The sequence below is a fragment of the Candidatus Pseudomonas auctus genome (assembly GCF_048654275.1).
Taxonomy (GTDB): Bacteria; Pseudomonadota; Gammaproteobacteria; order Pseudomonadales; family Pseudomonadaceae; genus Aquipseudomonas; species Aquipseudomonas pharyngis.
This window is the reverse complement of the sequence record NZ_JBJYZK010000009.1, coordinates 182,397-196,352: the sequence shown is the minus strand read 5'-3', so window position 1 is coordinate 196,352 and position 13,956 is coordinate 182,397. Positions and strand designations below refer to the sequence as shown.

At 62.0% G+C, this 13,956-nt stretch carries 2 protein-coding genes; both read left to right on the top strand.

The genetic code is table 11. The features are described from left to right. Window positions 1–161: 161 nt before the first annotated feature. A complete protein-coding gene (locus tag ACKUG4_RS18275) occupies window positions 162–1,271 on the top strand; it encodes a substrate-binding domain-containing protein (RefSeq protein ID WP_064597155.1) in 1,110 nt (369 codons plus the stop codon). Window positions 1,272–1,460: 189 nt separating this feature from the next. Beyond that, the gene (locus tag ACKUG4_RS18270) at window positions 1,461–13,943 is read left to right on the top strand and encodes a filamentous hemagglutinin family protein (RefSeq protein WP_445434549.1); all 12,483 of its coding nucleotides are present in this window, start codon (window positions 1,461–1,463) and stop codon (window positions 13,941–13,943) included. Window positions 13,944–13,956 lie beyond the last annotated feature (13 nt).

Genomic DNA, 13,956 nt, shown 5'->3' with positions numbered 1-13,956 from the left:
CTCCCGAGGTTTTTTCCTTTATCTGTCACCGGAAACTGCGAATTTCTCAGTGCGACTTAACCCCGGACCCCGCTTGCGAAGGTCGGCGGTGAGTCCTCCCAGTGTCATGCAAGTCCCCTGAAAACCTGTGTTCACAACCAACGTTGAAAAGGAGATTCTTCATGTTCAAGCGCACTCTGATCGCAGCTTCCCTGACCGTTGCCGCTCTGGCTTCCGCTCAAGCCATGGCTGTTACCGGTGGTGGTGCAACTCTGCCAGCCGCTCTGTACAAAGGTTCGTCCGACAGCATCCTGCCAGCCAACTTCAGCTACGCTGCCATCGGCAGCGGCGGTGGCAAGACCGCTTTCCTGACCAACAACCCGGCTGGCTTCAGCACCACTGGCACTGTGCACTTCGCCGGTAGCGACTCGATCCTCAGCGCTTCGGAACTCAGCACCTACAGCAGCACCTACGGCGCTTCGTTCGGTCCGCTGATTCAACTGCCTTCGGTTGCCACTTCGGTTGCCATCCCTTACAAAAAAGCCGGTCAGACCGCTCTGAACCTGACCAGCGCTCAACTGTGCGACGTGTTCTCCGGCGCCAAAACCACTTGGGGTGCTCTGTTGGGCACTTCCGACACCACCGCCATCCGCGTTGTTTATCGCAACGTTTCCAGCGGCACTTCGGAAATCCTGACCCGTCACCTGAACGCCGTCTGCCCGACTCAGTTCGCCACCAGCACCACCTTCACCGCCGCTCGTATCGGTGGCATCGCGCTGCCTTCGAACTGGGTCGGCGTTGCCAACACTTCCGATGTCGCCACTGCCGTGAACGCAGTTGACGGCTCCATCGGTTACGTCGGTCCGGACGGTGTAGATGCCACCAGCAACGCTGTTGTTGCCCGCGTCAACGGTGTTCAGCCGACTTCGGCCAACGTCAACCTGGCACTGGCATCGGTTACCGCGCCTTCGACCGCTGCCCAGGCTGCCAACCCGGCCAACTGGTCGCCAGTGGTTGCCAACCCGGCTCTGGGTTACAAGCTCGCTGCCTACACCAACTTCATCTTCGGTCAGTGCTACAAGGATGCAGCCGTGGCCGCCGACGTCAAAGCCTTCCTGACCAAGCACTACAGCATCCCGGGCAACAACGCCGCGACTCAGGCTCACAAGTTCGTCGCAGTGCCTGATTCCTGGAAAAACGCTGTAACCGCCAACTTCATCACCAACACCTCGGGCAACAACCTGGACATCAACAACACCACCGTGTGCAACACCATCGGTCGTCCTTTGTAAGCTCGCGCAGTCGTAACAGAAATGGCGGCAACCTTCGGGTTGCCGCCATTTTTTTTGGCTGGATACACCTCAATCATGAAGTTTGTGTGACATCCGTTCGGTCGCGCCCCTCGCCAACTGCCTATGACGTAACAGCAGGTTTTTGCACGCCTGCGGCCTTGTGTGGCAATCAAAAAGGATCTCGTAGTGATGCTCGCTCGCCCATCCCGTCGTCGTACCAGCGTTCTGTCCTCCAAACGTGAAGCCATGGAGCCGGCGCTGTGGTTGCTCAAACCGTTGGCGCACGCGGTGGCGTTGTGTCTGGTGGCGGGCAGCGCGCAGGCGCAGACGGCGTTCAGTTCGGGCTGGTTTGCTGCCAAGGGCGCGGCGCAACAGGCTGCGGCGGCGCGTCCGAGCGTGGGTGGCTTGCCTGGAATGACACCGCCGCTGGCCCAGCAGCAGAAGGCCAATGCGCAGTTGCAGCGTTCGATTCAGACCCTTAACAACACGGTCGCTGCAATCGCCGCGCAACAGGCGGCGCAGGCGGCCGGGCGCGCCGCCGTGTTGGGCTCGGTGCAGTTTGTGCCGGACGGTCTGGGTGAGGGCGGTCTGAAAATCGACAACAGCCTGACCCAGGGCTGGCAGAACGCGAAGGGCCCGCAGCAGACCCAGGTCGATGGCAAGACCACAGTGACGATCGAGCAGACCGCCGACAAGGCCATTCTCAACTGGGAAACCTTCAACGTCGGTCGCAACACCACGGTCGATTTCGCGCAGCAGTCGAACTGGGCAGTGCTCAACCGGGTCAACGATCCGAACGCCCGGGCCAGCCAGATTCAGGGCCAGATCAAGGGCAACGGCACGGTGATGCTGATCAACCGCAACGGCATCGTGTTCAGCGGCACCAGCCAGGTCAACGTGCGCAACCTGGTGGCCGCAGCGGCGAACATCACCGATATCCAGTTCCGTGATCGGGGTCTGTATTTCGACAGCACCGGCAGTCAGCCGACCTTCACCGATGCGGCCGGCAAAGTGCTGGTGGAGCGCGGTGCCTCGATTGAAACCCATAAACCGTCGTCTTCCACCGATGCCGGCGGCTATGCGCTGCTGCTCGGCAACGAAGTGCAGAACGACGGCAGCATCAACACTGCCAAGGGTCAGACCGTGCTGGCCGCCGGTGACCGTTTCTACATCCGCAAGGGCTCGGGCACCGAAGGCAATGCGCTGTCGACCACCTTTGGCAGCGAAGTGATTCCGGGATTCAAGGCCGGTGCGGTGGCGGGCAAGGTCAGCAACAACGGATTGATCCAGTCCGCTACGGGCGACATCACCCTGACCGGTCATGAGGTGGTGCAACACGGCGTATTGCTCGCCAGCACGTCAGTGGCGACGCGAGGCACGATTCACCTCACCAACCCGATCTCCGATACCAACGGCAGCGTGACGCTGGGGCAGGGCAGTGCCACGGCGATCATGCTCGACAGCAGCGACATGACCGCCCTCGACAGCCAGCATCAGGCCGCGCTGACGGGTGTCACGGCCAACAACCGGATCCGTGGCGACCAGTCGCGCATCGAGATCCAGAGCGGCGGCAGCGTCGAGTTCCAGAACGGCTCGATCACCCTGGCCACCGGCGGGCAGGTCGCGGTCAGCGCGCAGCGCCGCAGCCTGGTGCGTGAGGGCGCGATGATCGATGTGTCCGGTGCCATCGGCGTCAAGGTGGCGATGGAAAACAACAGCATCAAGATCAACGTGCAGGGCAATGAGCAGCGGGATGCGTCGGTCAACCGCGAGAAGGGCGCGCTCAACAGCAACGACATTTGGGTCGATGTGCGCGAGCTGGTGTACGTACCGGCGGGCACCAACGGCTATGCCACGGATCGCTGGTACACCGCCGGTGGCCTGTTGGAAGTCGGTGGTTATCTCGGCACCCAGGGGCACAGCGTCGGCGAGTGGATGGCCCAAGGTGGCGTGGTGAGTTTCGCTGGCAACGACGTGGTCACCGAAAAGGGTTCGCTGATCAACCTGTCCGGCGGCACCCTGGATCTGCAGAGCGGGCAGATCCGCCAGAGCTGGCTGCGTGGCGCAGACGGGCGCTTGTACGAAGTTTCCCGTGCACCGGGGGATCTGCTCTACACCGGGCTGTACAAAGGTTATGAAGACAACAGCGAGCGCTGGGGCCAGACCAGCTACTTCTACAACCCGCTGATCGCTCCGCGTTCGCGCTTCGAGTCGGGTTACACCGTGGGCCGGGATGCCGGGCAACTGGTGATTTCCACTGCCAGCGCCGTGCTCGACGGGCAGATGATCGGTGACGTGTACCAGGGCGAGCGGCAGAATCAGGCGCCGAAACCGGTGCTCGACGGCTATCAGCAGAGCCAGACCGCGCTGGCCCGGCGTGCGCAATTGATTGTCGGCAGTTACGACCCGACCTTTGTCGCGGCGTCGAACGGCCTGCTCTACACCCTCAATCCAATGCTTGATCAGGTGCAGATCGGTGGCACGCGCCCGGTCGCCGGCAACGATCTTGAATTGACCGGCGCGGTGTCCGATGCCCGCAAGGGCAAGCTGTATCTCGATAACGATCATCTCAACGGATTCCGCCTGAGTGCGCTCAAGGTTTCGGCCAAGGATCAGATCGCCGTTGACGGTGCGCTTACGGTCGACAGCGGTGGCGACATCACCCTCTACGCCCCGGATGTGCAGGTCGGCGCCGATCTGACTGCTCGCGGTGGCAGCCTGCGTCTGGGCAACGTACTCAATCAGTTCAACGGCGGTACAAACACCGACACTCGCCTGGCGGCCAAAACCGACAAGGCGACACAAACCCGCATCGCCGAGGGCGTGCTTCTCGATACACGAGGCCTGTGGAGCAACCTGCGCACCAACCCGGACGATAACGCCAGCCTGGCGTATCTGAACGGTGGCCTGATATCGGTCCGCAGCAGCGGCGATATCGACGTCGCTGCCGGCAGCCTGCTCGATGTCTCTTCCGGTGGTGCCGTGCTTGCCAATGGCAAAACCCGGGGCGGCAAGGGCGGCGATCTGACGCTGGAGTCGAGCGCTATTTCCGCGCCAGGAAAGACCCACCTGAACCTCGATGGCGAACTGCGCGGGTACGGCGTCACGGGCGGCGGCACCCTGACGGTGCAGGCCAACAAAATACTCGTCGGGCAAACGGATAAAACCCTGGCGGAAAACACCCTGCTGCTGTCCGCTGATCTGTTCGACAAGGGATTCTCCGCCTACAACCTGATCGGCCTGAGCGGACTCGAAGTTGCCGAAGGCACCGCAATCGACGTGAACATGCCGGTCTACCGTTTCGGCGATGCGGCATCGAACGAGATCAGCGGCGTTGATCCGCGTACGGCGCTGGAGCTGTGGACCCCGACGCTGTTCCAGGAAAACCCGACCAAGGGCGTTCTGACCCAGCGCGCCGGTGCCAGCCTGACGTTGCAAGGTGGCGCGACATTGGACGACCTGATCGATGCCGCCAACAGCACCTTGACGCTGGGCCGTGGCTCGCGCATCAGCGTCGACCCGGGACAAAGCATCAAACTGCGTGGCGCCGGGCAGATCACCGTCGATGGTGAGCTGTATGCAAGGGGGGGCACGATTGACATCCGCCAGCAACAGTTCGGCTCGATCAAGCCGGCGACGTCCATCCTGGTTGCCGATCCGAAGGCCCATGACCGTTCGATCTGGATCGGTGAACAGGCCGTGCTGGATGTATCCGGCCGAGTCAGTACCGCAACGGACGTTCTGGGGCGCACGTATGGTCAGGTGGGCAAGGGCGGCAGCATCGTCATCGGCGGCGAGATCGACTCGAAACTCGCCACAGCCACCGCTGCCGATGCTTACGTGATCGTACGACCAGGCGCACGGCTGGATGCCTCGGGTGCAGAGGCGTTGCTCGATATCGCCGGCCAGGGCCCGACCCGCATCGCCACTGACGGTGGTCGCATCAGCCTGAGTTCTTACAACGGTCTGTTCATCGAAGGCAGTCTGCGTGCGGTGGCGGGTGGTCTCGGGGCCGCTGGAGGACGTCTGGACATTGCCCTGGAATCACCGTTGTACGCGGACTCTGCGGACAACAAGGTGCGAGCGCCAAGGGAGATGATCATTGCTCAAGGCGCGGCTGATCAGCGATTGGGATCGGATCTGGAACCCGGCCATAGCGCTGACGGTTTGCGCTATGGGCAGGCGCGCTTGAGTGCCGATGGTTTGATGAGTGGTGGTTTTGATAACCTGAGTCTGCTCAGCAACGGTCTGCTGTCGTTCGACGGTGACGTGAATCTGCACATGAATCAGAGCCTGAGCCTGTATGCGGGCGCCTTGTCTCTGGCCGAGTCGTCGAACGATGCAACGCGTGTCAATGTCAGCGCACCCTATCTGCGCCTGTCCGGAGTCGGCACCTACTACGGCATCGTCGGTAAGGTTCGACCTCAGGCAACACTCAATCCTACGACCCGACTGTCAGAGGCCAGCTTCAACGCATCGGCGAATCTGCTGGATCTGAGCAACGGTCTGTCGTTCGGTACCCAGGGCGTGATCCGGCAAGTCAGCGGACCTGCCGCTGAATACAGCCGACGGGCTTTTGGCCAGGTATCGCTCGACAGCAGCGGTGATCTGCGTTTCCTGGCACAGACCGATGGCGCGGAGAAGACCCGCCTGTGGACGCCGGGTGACTTGAGCCTTGGCGCTGCACAGATTTATCCCGCCAGCGGCGTCCAGGCTGAAGTGCGTGTCGGTTATCAGGGCTCGATTACGGCGCCGGCGCACACGTTGCGCATCAGCGGACGGGGTGCGGCGCCCGTTGCATTGCCGTACTCGGTGTTCGGCAAGTTGAGTCTGTATGGCGGGTACGTCGAGCAGGGAGGGGTGATTCGCGCACCGCTGGGCCTGATTTCTCTGGGTGACGACCTGTTGACCCAGACCCGCGAGGTTCATCTGCTTCCCGGCAGCCTGACCTCGGTCAGCGCTGCCGGCCTGGTGATGCCGTATGGTGGCACCACCGATGGCATCGATTACCTTTACAACGGCAAGTCCGTCGCCCTTGAGGGGATCACGGGCGAGAACACCGGCGTGGCAATCCGCTCGCAATTCATTGACGTACAGAGCGGCGCGGTCATTGACCTTTCGGGCGGTGGCGATCTGCGCGGCGCCGGTTTCGTTTCCGGGCGTGGCGGCTCAACCGATGCGCGTTTCAACCCGCTGGTACGCAACGCCGCTGACGGTACATTCAGCTTGCCGGGGCTGGCAAGCAACCCGGTCTACGCCATAGTCCCGGGCAATCAGAGTACCTACGCGCCCGTGCTCGCCGAAGCCGGTGCGGTGGACCCGCGTATCGGCCAGCAAATCACGCTGGGGGCTGGTGTTCCGGGGCTGCCGGCGGGCACCTACACACTGTTACCTTCTACTTTCGCGCTGTTGCCCGGTGCGTTCCGGGTCGAGGTCAATGGTCAGGCCGCACCAGGCACGACAACGGGCACATTGCGCAATGGTTCGTGGACCAGCAACGCACAGATGTCGATTGCCAATACCGGCCTGCGCGACAGTCTGGCCAGTCAGGTCATTCTGACTTCGGCTGATGTGTTGCGCCGTTATTCGCAGTACAACGAAACCGGATTCACTGCATTTATCCAGAGCGATGCCGCGCGCCGTGGCGTGCCAAGGGCGCTGGCACCGATGGATGGCAAGACACTGGATTTGCGTCTGGTTGCTGGCGGCAAGCAAGACATTGCGCTTCAGTTCGCGGGTAGCGCGTTATTCGCGGCAGCCGAAAATGGCAGGGTTGGCACAGCGGTGGTACGCAGTGGCAACGCCGGCGCAGATTTTGAAATCCTGGGTGCAGGGCATGCTCCCACGGAAGGTTTCAAAGGCGTCTCTCTCTATGCCGATACCCTGAACAACCTGAATGCAGGACGTCTGACCGTCGGTGCAATGCCGAATGTGCGGTACACCGTGGAAGGTAATCTCATCAGTTTCCTGGGTGATAACTCCAGCATCGTTCTGCGTGAAGGGGCCGTGTTGTCGGCGCCGGAAGTGCTGTTGCGCACGACATCGGGCGCCGGCGGGATAACGGTCGAGGCGGGGGCGGGCATCAATACGCTGGGGCGCGGCAATGTCGCTTATGACTCCGCAGACGGCTATCTCTATAAACCGGGGGCCGCCAGCATGTTGTTGGTGTCCAACGGCTGGACCAATGTGCTGGCACCCGACCAAGGCGCCGGCGGCAACGTTCGTATCGGCAGCTGCGCGTCTGACGCCTGCAGCAACCCGGCGCTGCTTTATTCCAATGGCAGCATTACCGCCGCCACCAACGATCAGTTCGAGCTGGGTGAGACAGTACGTTTCGGTACCCGACATCTGGCGCTCGCCGTGGGCGCGGTGAATGTCGGTAATGCAGCGTCGCTGGCGGCAGCAGGCGAACGCGTACCCAATGGCCTGGTACTGAACCCGACTGTGCTTGACCGCCTGTTACGCGGCGATACCCAGTATGGTGCGCCAGCCCTTGAAACCTTGAGCCTGACCGCTCGCGATGCAATCAACTTCTTTGGCAGCGTGACCCTCGATACGCTGGATCCGCAGACCGGTCAGAGCAAGTTGCAGAATCTGTTACTCGTGACATCTGCGATTTACGGCTTGGGCGATGCCAATGATGTGGCGACCATCCGTACCAGCAATCTGATCTGGAACGGTGCCACTCAAAACCCGGGCACGGTGATCAAAGAGGGGGCCGGCACCGGAAAGGGGACGCTGGATATTCAGGCGCAACGCATCGAGTTGGGTTACGGGCCGATGCCACAGCCCAATGGTCTGGATCAGAACAATCGTCTGGTGCTGGGTTTTGCCAACGTTAACCTGACGGCCAGTGAACGCATTACCGCCAATCACAAGGGCAGTCTGGCGGTGTATCAGGAGCAGGGCGCTTACGACCCGGTCAAGGGTTACAGCTACAGTGGCGGTAATCTGAATTTGCGCACACCGTTGCTGACTGGTGAAGCGGCATCGGTCAGTCTGCTCAAGGCCGGCAACAGCCTGACGCTCAGTGGCGCCGGGGCTGTCGGAGTGGCCAATGCCCTGGGGGCGGAGTTGAACCTCGAAGCCCGCGACATCGTGCTCGACAGCCGTATCGCATTGGCCAGCGGCAAGCTGACGGTGAAGTCCGAGGACGATCTGACCCTGGGCAGCGGAGCCGTATTGGATATGGCCGGGCGCACCTTGCCGTTCAACGATGTCAGCAAGTACAGCTGGGGCGGCGATGTTTCGCTGTACAGCGCCAACGGCAATATCCGTCAGGCCGCGGGCTCGCGCATCGATCTGTCGGCGCAGAACAATCAGGCCGGCAATCTCAGCGTCGTCGCATTGGCGGACGCAGCCGGGATGGTCGACCTGCAAGGCGAGATTGTCGGCGGCAGCAGCGGTTACTACGACGCCGGGGGCACGTTGGTGCCGTACAAGGCCGGGGGCGTGGACATTCGCGCTCAACGCCTGGGCGGTGACGCCACTGAGCAGTTCGCGGCGCTCAATCAGCGGTTGAACGCAGGTCAGGTGTTCGGCAGTCGCAGCCTGCAACTCAAGCAGGGCAATCTGGTGATCGGCGACGGTCTCAAGGCTGGCGAAGTCAATGTGTCGGTGGACAATGGCAGCCTGACGGTGGCCGGTCTGATCGATGCCAGCGGCGAACGTGTCGGCAGCATTCGTCTGTCGGCGAAAAACGGTCTGACCCTCGCGGGCAACAGCGTGCTCGATGCCCATGGCCGCGTGCTGCGGGTCGACAGCTACGGCAAGATCATCGATGCGCCGAACCGTGCCACGGTCGAACTCGGTTCCGGCGATGGCTTGCTCACGCTGGGCAGCGGCGCACGCATCGACCTGCGTCACGGCACCGATGCCGTGCCCGGTTTCCTCGCAGGGCAACATGACGGAATGCTGCGCGGCACGCTGGAGCTGAACGCGCCACGCCTGGGCAGCAATGACCTCGCCATCGACGCCAGTGGTGCGCTGACCATTCAGGGCGCCCGTTCTATCGGGCTCAATGGCATGCGCCGTTACACCGATGCCCGTGATGGTGTCGATCAGGCCGTCAGCGGGCGGCCTTATCAGGTCATCGATCAAGCCATGCTCGATCGCATTCACGGTGACAGCAACAACTTCATCAACGCTGCGCTGGGCAACAGTGATCTGCTGCAACGCAAACTCGCCGGGCTGAACAACGCCACCTACGCCGATGCATTCCATCTGCGGCCGGGCGTGGAAATCGCCAGCAAGACTGCCGACGGTGATCTGGTGGTGGAGGGCGATCTGGACCTTTCGGGCTATCGCTACGCCAGTCTCAATCCGCACACGCGGCTGGACCCTGCCGTTTACGGTTCAGGGGAGGCCGGCAGCCTGGTGATCCGTGCCGGCGGCAACCTCGATATTTACGGCAGCATCAACGACGGCTTCGCCCCGCCACCTGAAACCGTCGATGATGCCGGCTGGAAACTGATTGCAGGTGTGCAGCCGTTCGGCGGCGATCTGATCGTTCCGGGCACCGGTGTTTCGCTGGCCGAGGGTACGAGGTTCCCGGTAGGTGCAACGCTGAACTATGACGTGGCGATTCAGAGTGCGACCTTCGCCAGCGGTACGTTGCTGCCAGGTCAGGTGACCCTGAAAGAGTCCTATACCTTCAGCGCCGGTACGGTGCTGGCTGGCGCCATTCACGACCAGAACGGCAATTTGCTGTACGCCGTAGGAACATTGCTCAGCGACAGCGTGACCTTGCCAGCCACTACGCGCCTGGGTGCAGGCATTCGCCTGAACAAGGCGACCGCACTGGATGCGATGACCTGGCCCAAGGGTGTGCCGCTCCCCGGGACTGTCGATGCAGACACCGGCAACACTGGCGGCGTTCTGTTGAGCGGTTCACTGGCCTTGTTGCGCGGGTCGCTGATTCCGTCAATGACGGACGTGAAACTGGCCGACGGTACGTCCCTGATCGAGTTGCGCCCGTTCAACGGCACGCAGCAGGGCAAGAACTGGGCAGTGGCGAGCATGTTGCCGTCGGGCAGTGCTTCGTGGTCAATGCGTGTGGTGGCCGGTGCCGATCTTGAGGCCGCCGATAACCGTATGGTCAAACCGGTGACCAGCGAAGGCAATTTGCGACTGGCGGATACTCACTATGGCGTGACGGTCACTCAGGGTGCCGCGAAACTGGTCTGGGCCGTCGGCAACCAGTATGGCTTCCCCGCGTATGAGCCGATCCCCGAGGAGTACCTGATTCTGTGCGAGATCGGTCCCGGCGATTGCGCGCCGATGGCGCGCTGGGTCTGGGCACCGGGCAGTGGCATGGGCGCCGATTACGAGCCCGTTCCGGATGACTACCTGATCCTCTGCCAACTGATGCCGGAGTTGTGCCTGGAAAACAATCCGCAAAAATCCGCCAAGGCTCACACCCAGATGTTCAGTGTGCTGCGCACAGGGACGGGCGATCTCGACCTGATATCGGCGGGCAATCTGAGCATGGACTCACCTTTTGGTGTGTACACCGCAGGGACGCAGTCGGCCAATGTCGATCCGCTCTATAACCAGCCACGCGGGCACCTTTCCGATACCAACTCGGTTCTGGGCAGCACGGGGGCCGACTACGAAAAATGGGTCAACGGTGGCACTGACAGCCTTTATCAGGCCTGGTATCCACAGCTGGGCGGTAACCTCACAATCAATGCCGGTGGATCGATTTCCGGCGATTCGGTAGGGCACAAGGAGCAAACCACGTCCGGCGGTTTCCGCGACCAGATCGCCAGCGTCGCCGTCGGCAACTGGCTGTGGCGCCAGGGGACGGGGAGTGCCGATGTTCCGACCGCCTGGTGGATCAACTTCGGCAGTTACATCACTCAGCCGATACCGAATGCAACCAGTACCGACCCGTATCTGGTGGGGTTTACCGGCTTTGGTACGCTGGGCGGCGGCAACATCAGTTTGCGCGCCGGGGCTGACGCGGGCCTGTTGAAGCCCATGGGCGATGCGCGCAATTACCTGCGCAGTCAAGGGCTGATCGTGGCAGTCGGCAGCACAGGCAGAATCGGCAGCGATGGTAGCGTGCAGATGACCGGTGGCGGTGACATGGATATCCGCATTGGCGGTCAGCTCAACCCGTCGTTGCAAGCCCGGGCGGGTGATACCGGCACGGCGCGACCATTCCACGATCTGCAAGGTGCACTGATCAACCTGCGCGGCGCGGCACAATTGAGTGGCGGGGCTGTGGGCGGAATTGATCTGCAATACGGCGCGGCCTCGCAATTCAATGACCCGCGAGAGACGCGCGCTTTCGATCCGTTTACTGCCACGCTCAGCAAAGCTTCCGGTGGCCTGGTGTTGATTCCCGGTGACTCGGGCATGAGCCTGAGCACCCGTGGCGATCTGGTGTTGGGCGGGGCTGGGGATCCGGGGCGAGTGAGCCTGCAGAACGCGACCCCTGTTTTCGACAGCAATGGGGACATCAAGAGAGGCGGGATCCTGAGTGGTTTTTCGTTGTGGACCGACCATACGGCAATCGACTTGTTTTCGGCGGGTGGCAATCTCACGCCCAGTACGCAGATCGCAGAGTTCGACGGTTCCAACAATCTGATCCTTGGGCGAAACACTTCGCCTACGGACGGTCGATTCGTCTATCCCTCTATCCTTCGGGCAGTGGCGGGGCAGGGTTCCATTTATGCCGGTCCGTCTGCCGCTTTTGACGGCGGGCTTGGCAACAACCCGCTTAAAGCCTATTCGTTGCTGCTGGCGCCATCGCAGTCAGGTCAGCTGGAATTGTTGGCGGGTGATTCGATCTACGCGGGTGGCTATGCGATCAATCAATCCGGTGCCAGTCCTTTAGCCATCGCGACACCATTCAATCCGGCGTTCAATCGCTTTGATGCCAATTCGCAAGGCACACTGGTGGCCAGCAATTACAGTCGCGACGGTGTTGTTCCGGACGGAAACACGCGTTATCCGTTGTTCGCATTCGGTCCCGACAGCTATTCGGGATTGAGCGATGTGCAGCAGCCTGCACGCTTTTATGCGTTGACCGGTGATCTGGTGGGTATACGCACCGGTGAGACCTTGAATTTCGAAATATCCAAACGGACCTGGTATGAGGCCGCCGGGCCGGTCTGGATGCTCGCCGGTCGTGACATTGTCGCGTCGGGGACCAATCTTGGACAGCCAACCTCCGTGCAGCCGGAAGAGATGGGCATCAACCGTGAGAACATCACGTCCACCGGCAACCTGTTTGTCCATAACGATCCACGAGACATTTCTCGCGTTTCTGCCGGTCGCGACATTCTCTACAGCAGCTTCGATATCGCCGGTCCTGGTGTCCTCGATATCAATGCCGGGCGCAACATCCTCATGGAAAACCGCGCCAGCATCACCAGCCTCGGATCGTTGGTGGCAGGCGATAAACAACCGGGGGCCAGCGTGGTATTGCAGGCCGGTGTAGGCGCGCAGGGGCCGGATTACTCGCGGTTCATCGCCCGTTACCTGAACCCGCAGAACCTCGCCGACCCGAATGCGTCGCTCAACGGGCAACCGGGCAAAGTGGTCAAGACTTACCTCGACGAATTGCAGAGCTGGCTGACCCTCGGCTACGGCTTCAGTGGCAACGCCGAACAGGCGCAAGCGTTCTTCGCTGCATTGCCGAGCGCCGAGCAGGCGATCTTCGCCCGCCAGGTTTACTTCGCCGAACTGCGTGCCGGTGGCCTTGAGTACAACGATGTCGACGGCCCGCGCAAAGGCAGTTACCTGCGTGGTCGCAACGCCATTGCTTCGCTGTTCCCGACCACCGACGTGGCCGGAAACCCGATCCGGTATGACGGCGACATCACCCTTTACGGTGGCGCCGGGGTCAAGACCCTGTTCGGTGGCGATATCCAGATGCTCACGCCGGGCGGCGGTCAGGTGTTCGGCATCGAGGGTGCCGCGCCGCCGTCCACGGCAGGGATCATCACCCAAGGTTCGGGCAACATTCAGCTTTACTCCCAAGGCAGTATTTTGCTGGGGCAGAGCCGGATCATGACCACGTTCGGCGGCTCGATCCTTGGCTGGTCTGCCGAGGGCGACATCAACGCCGGTCGCGGCTCTAAAACCACCGTGGTCTACACGCCGCCGAAACGTGTGTACGACACCTGGGGCAACGTGACCCTGTCGCCATCGGTGCCGAGCACCGGCGCCGGTATCGCCACGCTCAACCCGATTGCCGAAGTGGCCCCGGGGGACATCGACCTGATCGCGCCGCTGGGCACCATCGATGCGGGCGAGGCGGGGATTCGCGTGTCGGGCAACGTCAACATCGCCGCGCTGACGGTGGTCAACGCCGCCAACATCTCGGTGCAGGGCAAGGCGACCGGCGTGCCGGTAGTTTCGGCGGTCAACACCGGGGCGATCACCTCGGCCAGCTCCGCTGCGTCGTCGGCAACCCAGGCGGCGGAAGACGTCGCCCGTCAGCAACAAGCCGCCTCGCGCCAGAACCAGGCCTCGGTGTTCACCGTGCAAGTACTGAGCTTCGGCAACGAACAACTGGCCCCGACTCGCGATGGCGCCAGCCGCGCGCCGACACCCGGCTACAACCCCAACAGCCCGGTGCAGGTGCTGGGCGCCGGGGCGCTGGATGAACAGGCGAAACAGCAGCTGACCGAAGAGGAGCGGGGACAGCTGACTTTGTAAAGAACTCTCGTGT

Coding starts and splice junctions, on each gene's coding strand:
- ACKUG4_RS18275 (WP_064597155.1), top strand. CDS start 162: ATGTTCAAGCGCACTCTGATCGCAGCTTCCCTGACCGTTGCCGCTCTG.
- ACKUG4_RS18270 (WP_445434549.1), top strand. CDS start 1,461: ATGCTCGCTCGCCCATCCCGTCGTCGTACCAGCGTTCTGTCCTCCAAA.